This is a genomic window from Nonomuraea sp. NPDC050328, assembly GCF_044459405.1.
Classification (GTDB): domain Bacteria; phylum Actinomycetota; class Actinomycetes; order Streptosporangiales; family Streptosporangiaceae; genus Nonomuraea.
Genome location: NZ_JBITIW010000001.1, coordinates 1,083,007 through 1,099,566 on the forward strand (window position 1 = coordinate 1,083,007; position 16,560 = coordinate 1,099,566).

The 16,560-nt window shown below is 70.5% G+C and carries 16 protein-coding genes; 5 read left to right on the forward strand and 11 right to left on the reverse strand.

Features of this window, described 5'->3' with window-relative positions; translation table 11 throughout:
• Window positions 1-7: 7 nt before the first annotated feature.
• Complete coding sequence (locus tag ACIBG7_RS05010; RefSeq protein ID WP_357915615.1) at window positions 8-2,236, reverse strand: SpoIIE family protein phosphatase; 2,229 nt, start codon at window positions 2,234-2,236, stop codon at window positions 8-10.
• A 117-nt stretch (window positions 2,237-2,353) separates the two neighbouring features.
• Window positions 2,354-3,055 (reverse strand): metal-dependent transcriptional regulator, encoded by a 702-nt coding sequence (locus ACIBG7_RS05015; RefSeq protein ID WP_357915612.1) that lies wholly within the window; start codon window positions 3,053-3,055, stop codon window positions 2,354-2,356.
• A 79-nt stretch (window positions 3,056-3,134) separates the two neighbouring features.
• Between ACIBG7_RS05015 and ACIBG7_RS05020 the strand changes: the two genes are divergently transcribed.
• On the forward strand, window positions 3,135-3,758 hold the full coding sequence (locus tag ACIBG7_RS05020; protein WP_397335201.1) for a UdgX family uracil-DNA binding protein: 624 nt from the start codon (window positions 3,135-3,137) through the stop codon (window positions 3,756-3,758).
• On the opposite strand, the gene ACIBG7_RS05025 is transcribed toward ACIBG7_RS05020, so the two are convergent.
• Window positions 3,727-4,968, reverse strand: coding sequence for an MFS transporter (locus tag ACIBG7_RS05025; RefSeq protein WP_357915606.1), 1,242 nt, complete (start codon window positions 4,966-4,968; stop codon window positions 3,727-3,729). The genes ACIBG7_RS05020 and ACIBG7_RS05025 overlap by 32 nt on opposite strands.
• A 10-nt stretch (window positions 4,969-4,978) precedes the next feature.
• The gene (gene pdxH, locus ACIBG7_RS05030; protein WP_357915603.1) at window positions 4,979-5,620 is read right to left on the reverse strand and encodes a pyridoxamine 5'-phosphate oxidase; all 642 of its coding nucleotides are present in this window, start codon (window positions 5,618-5,620) and stop codon (window positions 4,979-4,981) included.
• Between the two features lie 248 nt (window positions 5,621-5,868).
• On the opposite strand from pdxH, the gene ACIBG7_RS05035 reads away from it, so the two are divergent.
• The gene (locus tag ACIBG7_RS05035; RefSeq protein ID WP_397335203.1) at window positions 5,869-6,975 is read left to right on the forward strand and encodes a citrate synthase 2; all 1,107 of its coding nucleotides are present in this window, start codon (window positions 5,869-5,871) and stop codon (window positions 6,973-6,975) included.
• 24 nt (window positions 6,976-6,999) lie between these two features.
• Here ACIBG7_RS05035 and ACIBG7_RS05040 read toward each other — a convergent pair whose 3' ends face one another.
• A complete protein-coding gene (locus tag ACIBG7_RS05040; protein WP_397335204.1) occupies window positions 7,000-9,480 on the reverse strand; it encodes a hypothetical protein in 2,481 nt (826 codons plus the stop codon).
• Between the two features lie 135 nt (window positions 9,481-9,615).
• On the opposite strand from ACIBG7_RS05040, the gene serC reads away from it, so the two are divergent.
• Together serC and ACIBG7_RS05050 are read left to right on the forward strand one after the other, a co-directional pair.
• Complete coding sequence (gene serC, locus ACIBG7_RS05045) at window positions 9,616-10,725, forward strand: phosphoserine transaminase (RefSeq protein WP_357915594.1); 1,110 nt, start codon at window positions 9,616-9,618, stop codon at window positions 10,723-10,725.
• A 64-nt stretch (window positions 10,726-10,789) separates the two neighbouring features.
• Entirely contained in the window at window positions 10,790-11,371 is a 582-nt protein-coding gene (locus ACIBG7_RS05050) for a TIGR00645 family protein (RefSeq protein WP_397335206.1), read from the forward strand.
• Here the strand turns inward: ACIBG7_RS05050 and ACIBG7_RS05055 are convergent.
• From ACIBG7_RS05055 to ACIBG7_RS05070, 4 genes are all read right to left on the reverse strand, one after another.
• Window positions 11,342-11,968 (reverse strand): rhomboid family intramembrane serine protease, encoded by a 627-nt coding sequence (locus ACIBG7_RS05055; RefSeq protein WP_357915589.1) that lies wholly within the window; start codon window positions 11,966-11,968, stop codon window positions 11,342-11,344. The two genes, ACIBG7_RS05050 and ACIBG7_RS05055, sit on opposite strands and share 30 nt — an antisense overlap.
• 114 nt (window positions 11,969-12,082) lie before the next feature.
• The gene (locus ACIBG7_RS05060) at window positions 12,083-12,847 is read right to left on the reverse strand and encodes a crotonase/enoyl-CoA hydratase family protein (protein WP_397335208.1); all 765 of its coding nucleotides are present in this window, start codon (window positions 12,845-12,847) and stop codon (window positions 12,083-12,085) included.
• 9 nt (window positions 12,848-12,856) lie between these two features.
• The gene (locus ACIBG7_RS05065; RefSeq protein ID WP_357915583.1) at window positions 12,857-13,630 is read right to left on the reverse strand and encodes an SDR family NAD(P)-dependent oxidoreductase; all 774 of its coding nucleotides are present in this window, start codon (window positions 13,628-13,630) and stop codon (window positions 12,857-12,859) included.
• 48 nt (window positions 13,631-13,678) lie between these two features.
• A complete protein-coding gene (locus tag ACIBG7_RS05070) occupies window positions 13,679-14,017 on the reverse strand; it encodes an STAS domain-containing protein (protein ID WP_357915580.1) in 339 nt (112 codons plus the stop codon).
• Window positions 14,018-14,090: 73 nt separating this feature from the next.
• On the opposite strand from ACIBG7_RS05070, the gene ACIBG7_RS05075 reads away from it, so the two are divergent.
• Complete coding sequence (locus tag ACIBG7_RS05075; protein WP_357915577.1) at window positions 14,091-15,086, forward strand: potassium channel family protein; 996 nt, start codon at window positions 14,091-14,093, stop codon at window positions 15,084-15,086.
• On the opposite strand, the gene ACIBG7_RS05080 is transcribed toward ACIBG7_RS05075, so the two are convergent.
• Complete coding sequence (locus tag ACIBG7_RS05080) at window positions 15,067-15,804, reverse strand: energy-coupling factor ABC transporter ATP-binding protein (RefSeq protein ID WP_397335210.1); 738 nt, start codon at window positions 15,802-15,804, stop codon at window positions 15,067-15,069. The two genes, ACIBG7_RS05075 and ACIBG7_RS05080, sit on opposite strands and share 20 nt — an antisense overlap.
• A complete protein-coding gene (gene cbiQ, locus ACIBG7_RS05085; protein ID WP_357915571.1) occupies window positions 15,801-16,559 on the reverse strand; it encodes a cobalt ECF transporter T component CbiQ in 759 nt (252 codons plus the stop codon). The genes ACIBG7_RS05080 and cbiQ overlap by 4 nt, the downstream gene beginning before the upstream one ends.
• Window position 16,560: the final 1 nt, after the last annotated feature.

Consider the following 16,560-nt stretch of genomic DNA (forward strand, 5'->3'; position numbering starts at 1 on the left):
GAACCACTCAGCGGCTACGGGTGGGAATCTCGAACCAGACGGCTTTGCCTTCCTTGGTCGGACGCGAGCCCCAACGCTTGGCGAGCTGGTCGACGAGGTAGAGGCCGCGCCCGCCCTCGTCGTTCTCCCCCGCGCTGCGGATGCGCGGCAGGCGGAGGTCCTGGTCGAAGACCTCGACCCACACCGATTCCTCGCCGCGCCGGATGCGGAGGGTGAACTCCTTCTCGCCGATGGCCTCCTCCTCGAAGCCGGGCACGTCCCACGACTCCTCGAAGGGCAGCGGCGGGCCTTCCATGACCAGTTCGCGGCGCGGGATGCTGGCGCTGGCGGCGTGGAGCACGACGTTGGTGACGACCTCGGAGACCAGGAGGCAGGCCAGCTCGGCGCGCTCCTCGGGGACGTTCCACTCGGTGAAGGCGTCGGCGGCCATCCGCCGCGCCTCGCCGACCATGATCGGCTGGGCGGGGAAGGTGCGCTGCTCGACGTGCAGGTCAGTGTCGCTGGAGCGGATCACCAGGATCGCCATGTCGTCGTCGATCTCGCCGGGCACGGCGATGGTGGCAGCGTCGGCGATCCGCTCGACCGGGGCGTCGGCGACCTTGGCGAGCTGCTCGCAGAGCACGCCCAGCGTCTCCTCGTCGCTCGGCATGCGGCCGCCGGACTCGCGGCCGGGACGGCGGTCCACCAGGCCGTCGGTGTAGAGCAGCAGCGCCGAGCCGGACGGCAGGGTGAGCGTCTCCTCCTTGTAGACCAGGTCGGCGTGCATGCCCTTGGCGCGGACGCCGAGCGGCTGGCCGACCTCCTTGATCTCCAGCTCCTCGCAGGCGCCGTCGCGCAGCACGAGCGGCGGGGCGTGCCCGGCGTTGGCGAAGGACAGCTCGCGCGACCAGGCGTCGTAGACGAGGTACTGGCAGGTCACGATCGGCGGGACGCTGATCTCGGCGCCGCTCTCGTCGTACTCCGGGGTGGAGATGACCCGGGTCCACTCGTCCAGCTTGGCCAGGATGTCGGCCGGCGGCTTGTCGTCCTGGGCGAACGCGCGCAGCGCGGCGCGGAGCTGCCCCATGATCGCCGCGGCCTTGGCGCCACGGCCCTCGACGTCGCCGATGACGATGCCGACCCGGCCCGCCGAGAGCGGGATCACGTCGTACCAGTCGCCGCCCACCTGGGTCTGGATGCCCTGCCCGTGCGAGGCCAGCGGCGCGGCCGGGTAGTAGCGGACGGCGATGTCGAGGCCGTCGAGCTGCGGCAGGGCGCGGGGCAGCAGGTGCTTCTGGAAGGACTCGGCGGTGTGCCGCTCCTCCTCGAACAGCAGCGCGTTGTCGATGGCCAGCGCCACGCGGGTGGCGATGGCGCCGACGAAGTCGCGGTCGAAGGCGTCGTAGTGGGGGCTGCGCCGGTCGGTGAGGTTGGACAGGCCGAGGTACATCAGGCCGAGCGTCTCGCCGCGCACGCACAGCGGGGCCACGATCGCCGAGGTCATCCCGACCTCGCCGCAGAGCCGGGCGCTGCCCTCGCCGGGGCTGGGGAAGCTGCTGGAGGCGAAGTCCTCGACCAAGATGGTCTCCTGGCGGCGCATCGCGGTGTCGGCGTAGTGGCCGGCCTGGTAGCTGATCTCGGAGCCGACCTGCTTCCACGTGCCGGGCGGCGGGGTCCAGCCCTGGACGTGCTGGGAGACGCGCCGGACGAGCCGGTCGCCCTCCATGAGCTCGATGAAGCAGTGGTCGGCGAACTGCGGGACGAGCATCTCGGCCACCCGCTTCAACGTCTCCTCGACGTTGAGCGAGCCGGCCAGCCGTTCCCCGATCCGTTCCAGCAGGCCGAACCGGTCCTTCTCCCGCTCGTTGGAGCGCATCGCCTCGCGGGCGATGATCACGATGCCCGTCGCCGAGCCCGAGGAGTGCCGCAGGGGCACCGCCTGAGCCCGGACGTAGATCATCGTGCCGTCGCCGCGCCGGACGTCGAAGGTGCCCTCCCACACGCCGCCCTTGAGCACGTGCTTGGCCAGTTCGATCGCCAGGGGATGGTCCTTCTCCATGATCCCCAGCGACAGAACCGACTGCTCCCGGGCGGAGGGCCGGCCCGAGCGCCCGAAGAGCTTCTCGGCGAACGGGTTCCAGTAGAGCAGGTTGCTGAACCGGTCGGTGACGACCACCGCCATCTCAGCGTTGTCCAGCACGGACGCGGCGGACAGGTGGTCCAGCGCGTCCTGGGACAGGTCTCCCCACCGTTTCATCCGGAGACCACTCCTCGAAGGTGCATGTGCACAAAGCGAACCACGGGCGCTCCTGCAACAGTCGTGTTCCGGGAGTGGAGGGGCTCCCCTTCGGGATCGGACCGCCGACCTCGCCGGTCAGCGGGCCGAGACGAAAACGTGCGCGGCGATCTCACGCGGAAGCTCCGCGAGAGAATTCTGCGCCTCGTCGTCACCTGTCACCCGCACACCGTCGTCGCTCGCCGCGAGCGTCACCTCGCGTCCGGGTTGTATCCCAACTTGCTTGAGTTTAAGCATCACAGCGGGATCGCTTTGCACTTGTTCGCTAATTCGGCGGACGACAACGGGTATATCTCTGGGTCCCGCGACGTCGGTCATCGACCGGAGCACGCTCTCGGCCTCCAGTCCCTCGGGTGCGCCGAGCTCGGCCAGACCTGGGATCGGGTTGCCGTGCGGGCAGACCGTGGGGTTGTCGAGCAGCGAGACCAGCCTCGTCTCCACCGACTCCGACATGACGTGCTCCCAGCGGCACGCCTCGATGTGCACCTCTTCCCAGGGCAGGCCGATCACCTGCGTGAGCAGGCATTCGGCGAGCCGGTGCTTGCGCATGACCCGGACGGCCAGGGTGCGGCCCAGGTCGGTCATCGACAGGTGCCGGTCGCCCTCGACGCGGACCAGCCCGTCACGCTCCATCCGGGCCACGGTCTGGCTCACGGTGGGGCCGCTCTGCTGGAGCCGTTCGGCGATACGCGCACGAAGGGGAACAATCCCCTCCTCTTCGAGCTCGTAGATCGTCCGGAGGTACATCTCCGTGGTGTCGATCAAGCCGTGTGCGGTCAAGGCTCCTCCCTCCTGAATGCTGTGCCGGTCGTCGGGCAGGGGACTCCCCCGAGAAACCCTATTGGGAGAACGACCGGCGATGGCAACGGACGGAAACACCGGAGCGGCCCAGTTCCTTCCCGGCGAGCCGGATCTCGGCTCGTTGCGCGAGGCGGCCGCGCGCTGCGAGGGCTGCGGCCTCTACCGCGACGCGATCCAGACGGTCTTCGGCGAGGGGCCGGCGAAGGCTCGTTACGTGCTCGTCGGCGAGCAGCCGGGCGATCAGGAGGACCGCCGGGGCGAGCCTTTCGTGGGCCCGGCCGGGCGGGTGCTCGACCGCGCGCTGGAAGAGGCGGGCATCGCGCGCGAGGAGACCTATGTCACTAATGCCGTCAAACACTTCTCTTTCACGATGAAAGGTAAAAGACGGATTCATCAGAAACCGACCGCGGCGGAAATCGACGCTTGCCGTCCGTGGCTCGACGCCGAACTCACGGCGATCCACCCGAGCGTGGTCGTCCTCCTCGGCGCCACCGCCGCCCAGTCGTTGCTCGGGCGCTCCTTCCGCGTCACCCGCCAGCGCGGCCAGGTGCTGCCCTTCCACGACGCGCTCGCCGTGGCGACCATCCATCCCTCCGCGGTCCTGCGCGCGCCCGATCGGGAGCAGGCCTACGCGGGCCTGCTCGCCGACCTCAAGGTTGCCGCTGGGGCCGGTAGTTCCTGAACCCCGGTACGGCAAGCCCGACCACGAGCACGGCCGCCGCGCAGGCCAGTCCCCCGCCCACCCACGCCGTGGTGAGCCCGAAAGCCTCGGACGTGCCCCCGGCCCGCAGGTCGCCCAGCCGCGGCCCGCCCGCGACCACGACCATGAAGACCCCCTGCATCCGCCCGCGCATCTCGTCGGGCGCGTAGAGCTGCAGGATCGACTGCCGCCACACCGACGAGACCATGTCGGCCACGCCGCCCACCGCCATGAAGGCCACGACCAGCCACAGCTCGTGCACCAGCCCGGCGGCGGCCACCGCCAGCCCCCACACCGCGATCACGATCGTCAGCGCCAGCCCCTGGCGCCGCACCCGGCCGACCCAGCCGGAGAACAGGCCGCCCAGCACGGTGCCGATCGCCATGGCGGAGGTCAGCCAGCCCAGCGCGATCGTCGAGCCGCCGAAGCGCGCGTCGACCACCTCGGGGAACAGCGCCCTGGGGAGCGCGAAAACCATGGCGATGATGTCCACCACGAAGGACATCAGCAGGATCGGGGTGTGCGCGATGAACCGCAGCCCCTCCCAGATCGCCCGCGCGCCGGGCCGGGTGACGACCCCCTGCGGCGGCAGCGCCGGCAGCCGGAGCGCGGCGTAGACGCTGGCCGCGAAGAGGACGAAGTCGACCGCGTAGGCGGCGGCGTAGCCGGAGACGGCCAGCGCCACCCCGCCGATCATCGGGCCGACGACGATGCCCATCATGCCCAGCGAGTTGAGCGCGTTGGCGGCCGGCACGAGCTCGGCGGGCAGCAGCCTGGGGATGATCGCGCCACGGGTGGGCGAGCTGATCGCGAACCCGGTCGCGCCGACCGCCACCGCGGCCAGCAGCATCGGCACGCTGGCCGCGTCGAACAGCGCGATCAGCAGGATGAACAGCACGCTGGCCCAGGCGATGGCCGAGCCGACCACCAGGAGCTTGCGCCGGTCCACCGCGTCGGCGATGGCGCCGCCCCACAGCCCGAAGACGACCAGCGGCAGCAGGTTGGCCAGGCCGAGCATGCCCACCCAGAAGGAGGAGTGGGTGAGCTCCCAGACGTGCTGCGAGACGGCGATCACGGTCACCGAGACGCCCACGGACGAGACGACCTGTCCGATCCAGAGCCGCCGGTACGCGGGGACCTTCAGCGGCCTCGTGTCGACCAGAAAACGTTTGACGATGTCCCCGAATGCCACTTACAGCACATTAAGGGGCAAGTCTCTCCAACACCCAACCGGGATGCGCCGCCCGGTAGCGCAGCCGGTCGTGCATCCGGTCGGTCTGGCCCTGCCAGAACTCCACCTCGCTCGGGATCACCCGGTAACCGCCCCAGAAGTCGGGCACGGGCGGCTCCTCCGGCCAGCGGGCGGCCAGCTTCTCGTAACGCTCGTCCAGCTCCTCGCGGGAGCGGACCACGGCGGATTGGCGCGAGGCCCAGGCGCCGATGCGCGAGCCGTACGGGCGGGAGTTGTAGTACTCCGCCGAGTCGGCCTGCGTCAGCCGTACGACCGAGCCCTCGACGCGCACCTGGCGGCGGATCGGATGCCAGGGGAACAGCAGCGAGGCCCGGGGGTTCTCGGTCAGGTCGCGGCCCTTGCGCGACTCGTAGTTGGTGTAGAAGACGAACCCGCGCTCGTCGTAGCCCTTGAGCAGGACGGTGCGGGCACTGGGCCGGCCACCGGCGGAGGCGGTGGCGACGACCATGGCGTTGGGTTCGGGGAGCCCGGCGGCCAGCGCCTCCTGGAACCAGATGGCGAACTGCGCGAAGGGGTCGGCGGCCATCTCCGACTCGAGCAGGGGCAGGCCCTCGTAGGAGCGGCGGAGACCCGGAAGCGAGGTAGCGTCCACGAGCGGTATTGTTGCGCGCTTGCTCCGGTCTTGCGCACTCGCCCCACCAGCGCGGATGCCCGTTCGGCGTGCCCGGAGTCAGAGCATGTCGCCGGAGGGGGTTAAATTGACCCGCCGGTATCTCGACATCAAGAAAGCGGAGGAGCTCTGGCTGTGGGCGCGAGGCACGATCCGATGCCAGCACAGCCCGGGGCGGCCGCGACAGCAGGCACGAAATTGCCATCGGCAAGAAAGGGAGGCGGCCGAGAATGTCCGACTTCAAACCCGGCCTCGAAGGCGTAGTAGCTTTCGAGACCGAGATCGCGGAACCGGACAAAGAAGGGGGCGCCCTCCGTTACCGGGGCGTCGACATTGAGGAGCTGGTCGGCCGCGTCCCGTTCGGGAACGTCTGGGGCCTGCTGGTCGACAACGCGCTGCAGCCGGGGCTCCCCGCGGCTGAGCCGTACCCCATTCCTGTCCACTCCGGTGACATCCGCGTAGACGTGCAGAGCGCGCTGGCCCAGCTGGCCCCCGCCTACGGCTTCAAGCCGCTGCTCGACATCTCCGACGAGGAGGCCCGCGACCAGCTCGCCCGCGCCTCGGTCCAGGCCCTGTCGTTCGTCGCGCAGTCCGCGCGCGGGCTCGGCCTGCCGATGGTTCCGGAAAGCCGGGTCGCCCAGGCCACCAGCATCGTCGAGCGGTTCATGGTCCGCTGGCGCGGCGAGCCCGACCCCCGCCACGTCAAGGCGATCGACGCCTACTGGACCTCCGCCGCCGAGCACGGCATGAACGCCTCGACCTTCACCGCCCGCGTCATCGCCTCCACCGGCGCCGACGTCGCCGCGGCGCTGTCGGGTGCGGTCGGCGCCATGTCCGGCCCGCTGCACGGTGGCGCGCCCGCCCGCGTGCTGCACATGATCGAGGGCGTCGAGCAGCTCGGCGACGCCAAGAAGTACGTCCAGGGCGAGCTGGACAAGGGCCAGCGCCTCATGGGCTTCGGGCACCGCGTCTACCGCGCCGAGGACCCCCGGGCCCGCGTGCTCCGCCGTACCGCCAAGGAACTCGGCGCCCCGCGCTACGAGGTCGCCGCGGCGCTGGAGCAGGCCGCTCTGGAGGAACTGCACGCGCGCAAGCCCGACCGCGTGCTCGCCACCAACGTGGAGTACTGGGCGGCTGTCGTCCTCGACTTCGCCGAGGTTCCCTCGAACATGTTCACCTCCATGTTCACCTGCGCCCGCACGGCCGGCTGGGCCGCGCACATCCTGGAGCAGAAGCGCACGGGCAGGCTGGTCCGCCCCAGCGCGAACTACATCGGCCCGGCCTCGCGCCCGCTCAGCGAGCTCGCCGGCGCCGACGAGGTCTCCGGCAAGTTCTAGGTTCTCCCGGACGACGGCGGGCCCTCACCGGCCCGCCGTCGCCGTCTCCGAAGAACCGGGCAGGTCGAGGCAGAGCTCGTCGGCTTCGAGCTTGGTCTGGCTGCGCGCCCTGCCGCAGTGCACCCGCTCGGCGTTTTCGAGGTTCACGACGGTGACGAGCTTGTCGACGCCGTCGTGCGGCTCTCCCGACGCGTAGGCGAGCATGCCGGTCGCGCTGTAGAGCGGCCTGTCCTCACGCACCGTCGACAGGTAGTACAGGACGTCGCCGAGCGCGACAGGGGCGTCCGGCGTCTTCGCCTGGCTCGCCGCGTGGTGCAGCAGCGTGCCGCCCGCGAAGCCGATCGCCGCGTTGCTCCCGGACGGGCGCACGCTGAGCGGCATCTTCCTGTCGCGGAAGAGGTCTTCGGCGATCTTCACGAACTCTGGTGCGCCCGGCACCGCCGTACGCTCGCCGAACGTCGCGTACACCAGTGTCATCCCGGTGTCCTGACCCAGCTTCGGGTTGTCGGCCAGTTCCTTCGACGCGTCGTCGCCCGCCACCACCAGCCTGCCCTTCGGCGAACCGCACGTGGTGGTGCCCAGCCGGTTGAGGAAGGTGGGCAGCTCAGGGCCCCGCCCGGTGAAGAAGTACACGTCGGGCGCAGCGTCGCAGGCCGCGCCCGCCGCCCTGGTGAGCTGGCCGGGATCGGTGTAGTCGACGTGGAGCGGTTTGCTCCCCCCGGTCTCCTTCGCGAACTCCTCGCTGACCACGCGCGCCAGATCGCCGCTGTAGACCTCTCCTGGGCCCTTGTCGGACACCACGACGGCCTTCGGAGCCGCCACCTCGGCGAGCAGCCGGCGACGGACGTAACGGGCCAGCAGAGCGCCCTCACGCTCGTTCGTGGCCGCCACCCGGAAGGCGTAACGCGACGTGCCGCCGACGTCGGAGGCGGTGGCGGAGGTGATCACCATCGGGATCTTGGCGGCGTCGAGCACGCCGACCGCCCGCTTCACGCCCTCCACGCTGCGGCCGAGACCGACCACCCCGGCGAACGTCGGATCGGTGCGGGCGTAGTCGGCCACGAGCTTCGCGGCGCGCTCGCCGTGGGCGAAGTTGTCGCCCGCGTTCACCAGAAGCAGGCGGACCGACGGCTTCTCCACGGTCATCTGCAGATGCCACAGGCCGACCAGCTCGCCGAAGGCCCCGGCGAGGCGGCTGTCCCTGCGGTGCTCGCCGGCGAGCGTGAACTCGCCCAGTACCCCGAAGGTCACGAAGCTGCGCTGGTCGGCGACGGTGACGTTGCGCCGGTCGATGCTGTCCACGATCTCGCGCAGGTTCGGGTGCACGAAGCCGTCCGGGGTGAGGCCCGAGGCGTTGATCACGCCCACGCACTGCCCGCCCTCCTTGCGGATCCACGTCTGCGCGCAGCGCAGGTCACGGTCGAGCGCGACGACCGTCACCGTCGCGGCGAGCAGTGCCAGGCCGGTGATCCACGTCAGGAGCGGGTGGGCGAGCCACGGCCTGCGCGTCCGCCCTGGGGGCGAAGGCCGTGCGTGCGTGCCCGCCGGGTGCAGCTCGACGAAGTGGTCTCCGTCGGCCCGGCGGCCCCACGCCATGCGCGACCTGAAGCCCGTGTAGGCGTCGCCCGACGGCGGGCCGAGGGACGCGCGGGCCACGACGAGCAGCGGGTCGTGACCGCCACGCCGGTTGCGCACCTGCTCCACCAGAGCGAGGAAACCGCTTCCCGCAGGATCGTGGGCGTCCTCCAGAACGACCATGGGGTAAGTGACCCTCGCCCAGCCGACCCGGCGCCACCACGGCCGCCTGTAAGCCCTTGCGAGGTCCTCCAGGAGCGCCGCCACCACCAACCGGGCCCGGTCGGTCTCCTGCGCCTCCCTCGCCACCGAAACCGTGAAGCCCACCAGCGAGGCGCCCTCCGCCTCCAGGTACGGCTGCCGCGTGAACCACCGGTAGCGCGGATACCAGGGCGCGTCCCGCACCCTGAACACCAGTTGCGCCAGCGCCGCCACCCCGCTGACCACGGCGATCACCCCGTAGACGAGCGTGCTGGTCACTCGCCCCGCCGTCGCGATGGCGCCGAGGATCGCGCTGCCGCTGAAGGTGGCGAAGCCGTACGTCTGGAAGTCCTGCCACTTGGCGAGCGCCGAGCCGCCGCCCTGCTCGGGCGGCGCGAACTCGGTCCGTCCCGGCGCGGCCAGATGCCTGCGCGCCTCGCCCTCCGGGTCGTGGCCGTCGGGGCTCGGCGTGAAACTGATCACTCGCAGGGCCTTGGTGGTGAGCTGGAACCGCAGCGGACGCTCGCCGGTGCGGGAGCGGTGCAGCTCTCTCGCGATCTTCCCGACCAGTCCCGCCACGTCGTCGCCGGCCCCGCTGACGACGGCGCGCGGCTCCGGTTCCCTGGCCAACCCCGTGAGGTCGCTCACCAGCAGGATGGGCAGGTCACGATCCCCGTGCCCACCGCGCGGCCTGCGGCGCAGCGCTCTGATGAACTCGATCGGCTCCATACGGCAGCCCCCTCGCCTTCGGACCCCCCCGAGTCATCCCAGTGCAGTTTCTCTCCTGATCATGGACTCGTCCGGCGAATCTCACAATCCGGACCTGGGGTCAAGCCGTTCGGCGAGGTCGGTAGGCTCGGGCAGGTGGCTGACATCGTGATTCCCGCTGACCTCAAGCCCGCCGACGGCCGGTTCGGCTGCGGGCCCTCGAAGATCCGACCCGAGCAGCTGGCGGCGCTCGCCGCCACCGGCGCGAGCATCATGGGCACGTCCCACCGGCAGAAGCCGGTGAAGAACGTGGTCGGCCGCGTGCGCTCCGGGCTGGCCGACCTGTTCTCCCTGCCCGAGGGCTACCAGGTGGTCCTGGGCAACGGCGGCACCACCGCCTTCTGGGACATCGCCGCCTTCGGACTGGTCCGCGAGAAGTCCCAGCACCTGTCGTTCGGCGAGTTCTCCTCGAAGTTCGGCGCGGTCGTCAAGAAGGCGCCGTGGCTGGCCGAGCCGACGATCATCTCCTCCGAGGTCGGCACCCACCCGGTCGCCGTCGCCGAGGAGGGCGTCGACGTCTACGCCCTGACCCACAACGAGACCTCGACCGGTGTGGCCATGCCCATCTCCCGCGTCGGCGGCGACGACGCGCTGGTGCTGGTCGACGCCACCTCCGGCGCCGGCGGCCTGCCCGTCTCCATCGGCGAGACGGACGTCTACTACTTCGCGCCGCAGAAGAGCTTCGCCTCCGACGGCGGCCTGTGGATCGCGATCATGTCACCGCGCGCGCTGGCCCGCGTCGAGGAGATCGCCGCCTCCGGGCGCTACGTCCCCGAGTTCTTCAGCCTGCCGATCGCGATCGACAACTCCTCCAAGGACCAGACGTACAACACCCCCGCGGTGGCGACGCTGTTCCTGCTGGCCGAGCAGCTCGACTGGATGAACGCCGGCGGCGGCCTGTCCTTCACCACCGGCCGCACCGCCGACTCCGCCGCCCGCCTGTACGGCTGGGCCGAGAAGTCGGAGTTCGCCACCCCGTTCGCGGCCCCCGAGTTCCGCTCGCAGGTCGTCGGCACGATCGACTTCGCCGAGACCGTCGACGCGGCCAAGGTCGCCGCGGTGCTGCGCGCCAACGGCATCGTCGACACCGAGCCGTACCGCAAGCTGGGCCGCAACCAGCTCCGCATCGCGATGTTCCCGTCGATCGACCCGAGTGACGTCGAGGCGCTCACCCGCTGCATCGACTACGTGGTCGAGCGCGTCTGACCCGCCCGGCCGGGCCCCCTAGAGTTGGCTGCTGTTCTCGTTCGGAGTTACAGGAGTTGACGACGTGTCCAGCGTTACGGGGGTCCGGCCGAAGGGTCTCGGCTATCTGATGTTCGCCAGCAGGTGGCTGCAGCTACCCCTCTATCTGGGCCTGATCGTGGCCCAGGGGGTCTATGTCTGGCAGTTCCTGGTCGAGCTATGGCACCTGCTCCAAGCGGTCGTCACCGGCGATATGACGCACTCGCCGGTGGCCGAGAGCCTCGTGAACAGCTCACCGGAGATCGTGGTGATGCTCAGCGTGCTGGGACTCATCGACGTGGTGATGATCTCGAACCTGCTGATCATGGTGATCGTGGGCGGCTACGAGACCTTCGTGTCGCGCATCAACCTCGATGGCCACCCCGACGAGCCGGAGTGGCTCTCGCACGTCAACGCCAACGTCCTCAAGGTGAAGCTGGCGACGGCGATCATCGGGATCTCCTCGGTGCACCTGCTGCAGACCTTCATCAAGGCCGAGCACGTGAGCAACGACAAGATGATGTGGCAGACGATCATTCACCTGGCGTTCGTCGTCTCCGCGATCGGCCTGGCGTGGATCGACCGGCTGCTGTCGTCCTCACCGGCCGAGCGGGTCAGGGCTCACTAGGGCCGCGGGCCGCCTGCGGCGCAGCGCCCAGGCGGCCACCACGCCGCCGATGAGCCCGAACAGGTGGCCCTGCCAGGAGATGCCGGGCTGGTTCGGCAGCAGCCCCCACAGCATCGAGTAGTACGCGACACCGACGCCGATGGCGATGAGGATGTCGGCGATCTGCCGGTTGAACAGGCCCCGGCCGAGGACGTAGCCGAAGTAGCCGAAGATCAGCCCGCTGGCGCCCACCGCGATGACCCCGGGCGGGGTGGTCAGCCAGGTGCCGAAGCCGCCGATCAGCATGATGATGACGGTCGCCCACAGGAAGGCGCCGAGGCCGCGGACCGCGGCGAGGAAGCCGAGCACGAGCAGCGGGATCGAGTTGGCGATCAGGTGCCCGAAGCCCACGTGCAGGAAGGGCGCGAACAGGATCCCGACCAGACCCTCGGCGTCCCAGGCGCGGATGCCGTAGTAGTCGAGCGATCCGCCGAGGACGTAGTCGATGCCTTCCAGCACCCACATCACCGCGAGCATGCCGCCGAGCAGGAGCAACGCCCCCAGAGCTCCGGACAGCACCGCGCGCCACCCCGACGGCGGGGTCGAGTATCCGCTCATGTGGCCCTCCCAGGGGGATGCTTCTCCCCTCCAAAGTATGCGGGAAACCCTATGAGCGGGCTAAAAGTGACGCCCGCCCGCCAGGGAGAGCGGGCGGGCGTCAGGTCCTCGGGGCTACTCGCCCTTCCAGACGGGGGCGCGCTTCTCGGCGAAGGCCGCCGCGCCCTCCATCGCGTCCTTCGACCCGAAGACCGGGTTGATGATCGCGCCCTGCTTCTTGAACATCTCGTCGAGGGTCCAGTCCTGGGACTCGACGATCACCTTCTTGGTCGCCGCCAGCGCCAGCGGGGCGTTCGCGGCGATCTTGCGGGCCAGCTCCAGCGCGCCCTCAAGGGCCTGGCCTGGCTCGGTGATCCGGTTGACCAGGCCGAGCTCGTACAGCCGCGAGGCCAGGTAGTGGTCGCCGGTCAGCGCCATCTCCATGGCCACGTGGTAGGGGATGCGCCGGGGCAGCCTGATGACGCCGCCGGCGCCCGCGACCAGGCCGCGCTTGGGCTCGGGCAGCCCGAACTTGGCCTCGGCCGAGGCGACCACCACGTCGCAGGAGAGCACCAGCTCGAACCCGCCGGCCAGGGCGTAGCCCTCGACCGCGGCGACCAGCGGCTTGCGCGGCGGCGCCTCGGTGATGCCGCCGAAGCCGCGTCCCTCGACGTGCGGGAAGTCGCCGGTCAGGAAGCCCTTGAGGTCCATGCCGGCGGAGAAGTAGCCGCCCGCGCCGGTCAGGACGTAGGCGGAGACGTCGGCGCGCGCGTCGAGCTCGTCCAGCGCGCCGGCGATGCCCCTGGCCACCGCGCCGTTGACGGCGTTGCGGGCCTGGGGGCGGTTGATGGTGATGACGGCTACGCCGTCCGCGACTTCGACGAGAACTTCGTCAGACACGGGACCTCACTACTTGGGCTGGAAGCGGATGCCGCCGTCGAAGCGGATGGTCTCGGCGTTCATGTAGTCGTTCTCGATCAGCGAGCGCACGAGGTGGGCGAACTCGGCGGGCTGGCCCATGCGCTTGGGGAAGACCACGGGGGCGACCAGCTTGGCCTTGAACTCGGCGGAGTTGGGGTTGAAGCCGTAGATCGGGGTGTCGATGATGCCGGGGCAGATGGTGTTGACGCGGACGCCGATCGCGGCCAGGTCGCGCGCGGCCGGGACGGTCATGCCCACGATGCCGCCCTTGGAGGCGGAGTAGGCGAGCTGCCCGGTCTGGCCCTCCAGCGCGGCGACGGAGGCGGTGTTGATGACCACGCCGCGGTGCCCGTCCTCGCTCACCGGCTCGGTCTTGGCGATGGCCGCCGCGCCGATGCGCATGAGGTTGAAGGTGCCGATCAGGTTGACCTCGATGACCTTGCGGTAGGTCGCCTCGGTGTGCGGGGCGCCCTCGCGGTTGACCGTCCGCTCGGCCCAGCCGATGCCGGCGCTGTTGACGATCACTCGCACCGGCTTGCCGGTCGCCACGGCGGCGTCCACGGCGGCCTGGACCTGGTCGGAGTCCGACACGTCGGTCTTGACGAAGAGCCCGCCGAGCTCGTCGGCGATCGCCTTGCCGCGCTCCTCGTTCAGGTCGGCGATCACCACGTGCGCGCCGTGTGAGGCCAGCTCGCGGGCGGTGGCCTCACCCAGGCCGCTCGCCCCGCCGGAGATGATTGCTACTGCACCATTGACGTCCATGACACGGACCTTAACGCGAGAACCGAATGAAGTTCTACGACGGGTGGGCTAAATCTCACCCACGGCGGCGTCCACGTCCGGATAGACCTTGATGCGCCGGTCGAGACCGGTGGTGCGCAGGATCCTGGCCACCGGCGCCTGCGGCCCGGCCAGCGACACGCCGCCGCCCTCGCCGGTCGCCAGCCGCCACGCCTCGATCAGCACCGACAGCCCGCTGGAGTCCATGAAGGACAACTGCTGGAGGTCGAGCACGAGGCGGGCGCCGTCCTGCTTGATGGCGTCGCGCACCTCGTCCCTCAGGAAGGGCGCGGTGAACAGGTCCAGCTCTCCTTCGACGACCACGACGACGGCATCCCCCATCGCGTGCCGTTTCAGGCGCAGCTTCATTTGGCCCCTCCTCGATGAGCCACTGTACTTCCCATCCCCAGCTACCGGACCCAGACAAACTACGATCACCTTCATGGAGGAGGTCGGAATCCGGCTCCCGCACATCGCGGTCAGCCCGTTCAGAGCGGTGCTGCGCCGCGTCCTTTATGCGTGGGCCGCGTTGCTGGCGGTGTTCCTCCTGGTAGCGCTGGACCTCGACGGGTACAAGGACAGCTTCGACGGCAAGGTGAGCCTGCTCGACGCGCTCTACTACGCCACCGTCACCGTCTCCACGACGGGGTACGGCGACATCACCCCCGTGTCGCCGGCCGCGCGGCTGGTCAACATCGTGGCGGTCACGCCGCTGCGGATCATCTTCCTCGTCATCCTCGTGGGCACCACGCTGGAAGTGCTCACCCAGCGCACCCGCGACCAGATCCTGATCAGACGCTGGAGGTCCAGGTTGCGCGGCCACACCGTGATCGCCGGATACGGCACCAAGGGCCGCGCCGCGGTCCGCACCCTGCTGGAGAACGAGCGGGCCAAGGAGTCGGTCGTCGTCGTCGACCCCAACCCGGAGAACGTGCGCGAGGCCAACAACGACGGCTTCGTCGCCGTCCTGGGCGACGCCACCCGCAGCGAGGTGCTCCAGCGGGCCGGCGTGCGGGAGGCCAACGAGATCATCATCGCGGTCAACCGCGACGACACCACCGCCCTGGTCACCCTCACCGGCCGCCAGCTCAACCCCACCGCGACCATCGTCGCCGCGGTCCGCGAGGCCGAGAACGACCCGCTGGTACGGCAGAGCGGCGCCGACGTGGTGATCACCTCCTCGGACGCGGCCGGCCGCATGCTCGGCGTCGCCACGCAGAGCCCGGCGGTCAGCGCGCTGATCGAGGACTTCCTGGTCTACGGCAAGGGCCTCGACCTGTACGAGCGGCCGGTGAAGGAGTCGGAGGTGGGCCACCCGCCGGCCGACGGCGACGAGATCGTCGTCGCCGTGGTGCGCGAGGGCCGCGTCCGCACCTACGCCGACGTGGAGGTCCTGGACCGCGGCGACCGCCTCGTCGTCATCCACGTTCCGGAATAGCGAAGCCGTAGGGCAGTTCGAGCCGGTGCCGGGCCAGCAGTTCGGCGTCGGCGAGCAGCTCGCGCGTCGGCCCGTCGGCGACGACCACGCCGCCGGACAGGATGAGCGCCCGCTCGCACAGCTCCAGCGCGTACGGCAGGTCGTGGGTGACCATGAGCACGGTCACCTCCAGGGAGCGCAGGATCTCGGCCAGTTCCCGGCGGGCGGCCGGGTCGAGGTTGGAGGAGGGCTCGTCCAGCACGAGGATCTCCGGTTCCATCGCCAGCACGGTGGCGACCGCGACGCGGCGGCGCTGGCCGAAGGACAGGTGGTGCGGCGGCCGGTCGAGGGCGTCCAGCATGCCGACCCGGTCGAGCGCGTCCTTGACCCGGCGTTCGAGGTCCTCGCCGCGCACGCCCATGTTCGCCGGGCCGAAGGCCACGTCGTCGCGGACGGTCGGCATGAAGAGCTGGTCGTCGGGGTCCTGGAACACCAGGCCGACGCGTTGCCGTACCTCCTGGAGGTGGTCGCGGACGACCGGGACGCCGGCCACGCGCACGGTGCCGTGGCCCGGGGTGAGGATGCCGTTGAGGTGCATGACCAGGGTGGTCTTGCCGGCGCCGTTCGGCCCGAGCAGGGCCACGCGCTCGCCGCGGGCGATGGTCAGGTCGACGCCGAACAGCGCCTGGGTGCCGTCGGGGTAGGCGTAGGCGAGCTCGCGCACTTCGAGGGAGTTCATGCGATGGTCATTCCTAGGACGGCCAGGGCGAGCACCGGCAGCGCGCCCGCGGTCAGCCATTGTCGCGCGGAGGCCGTCAGCTCCTGCGTGACGGGCAGCCGCCCGGTGTAGCCGCGGCTGAGCATGGCCAGGTGGACGCGCTCACCGCGCTCGTAGGAGCGGATGAACAGCGCTCCGGCCGAGCGCGCGATGACCGGCGCCTGCCGGAGGTTGCGCGCCTGGAAGCCGCGTGACTCCCGGGCGACGCGCATGCGCCGCATCTCCCCGACGATCACGTCCAGGTAGCGCAGCATGAACATGGCGATCTGCACCAGCAGCGGCGGCAGCCGCAGCCGCTGCGCGCCCAGGAGCAGCATGCGCGGCTCGGTGGTCGCGGCCAGCAGGATCGAGGCGACGACGCCGAGGGTGGCCTTGGCCAGGATGTTCCAGGCCGCCCAGAGCCCGGGCAGGCTCAGCGACAGGCCGAGGACCTGCACCCGCTCGCCCAGCCCGATGACCGGGATGAGGAAGGCGAACAGCACGAAGGGCACCTCGATCACCATGCGCCGCAGGATGAAGCCCGGCGGCACCCTCGCGGCCGCCGCGACTCCACCCAGCAGCACCGCGTAGCCGGCGAAGGCCCAGACCGCCTCGCGCGGGGTGGCCACCACCACGATCGCGAAGGCCGGCACCGCGAGCAGCTTGCACTGCGGCGGCAGCCGGTGCACCGGGCTGTCGCCCGGGCGGTAGAGGTCGTGGTGGTGGCCCGCGCCCACG

Excerpts from the sequence above, each read along its gene's own strand:
- ACIBG7_RS05010 (WP_357915615.1), bottom strand. The coding sequence starts at position 2,236 with ATGAAACGGTGGGGAGACCTGTCCCAGGACGCGCTGGACCACCTGTCC.
- ACIBG7_RS05020 (WP_397335201.1), top strand. The coding sequence starts at position 3,135 with ATGGCAACGGACGGAAACACCGGAGCGGCCCAGTTCCTTCCCGGCGAG.
- ACIBG7_RS05035 (WP_397335203.1), top strand. The coding sequence starts at position 5,869 with ATGTCCGACTTCAAACCCGGCCTCGAAGGCGTAGTAGCTTTCGAGACC.
- ACIBG7_RS05040 (WP_397335204.1), bottom strand. The coding sequence starts at position 9,480 with ATGGAGCCGATCGAGTTCATCAGAGCGCTGCGCCGCAGGCCGCGCGGT.
- ACIBG7_RS05055 (WP_357915589.1), bottom strand. The coding sequence starts at position 11,968 with ATGAGCGGATACTCGACCCCGCCGTCGGGGTGGCGCGCGGTGCTGTCC.
- ACIBG7_RS05065 (WP_357915583.1), bottom strand. The coding sequence starts at position 13,630 with ATGGACGTCAATGGTGCAGTAGCAATCATCTCCGGCGGGGCGAGCGGC.
- ACIBG7_RS05070 (WP_357915580.1), bottom strand. The coding sequence starts at position 14,017 with ATGAAGCTGCGCCTGAAACGGCACGCGATGGGGGATGCCGTCGTCGTG.
- ACIBG7_RS05075 (WP_357915577.1), top strand. The coding sequence starts at position 14,091 with ATGGAGGAGGTCGGAATCCGGCTCCCGCACATCGCGGTCAGCCCGTTC.
- ACIBG7_RS05080 (WP_397335210.1), bottom strand. The coding sequence starts at position 15,804 with ATGAACTCCCTCGAAGTGCGCGAGCTCGCCTACGCCTACCCCGACGGC.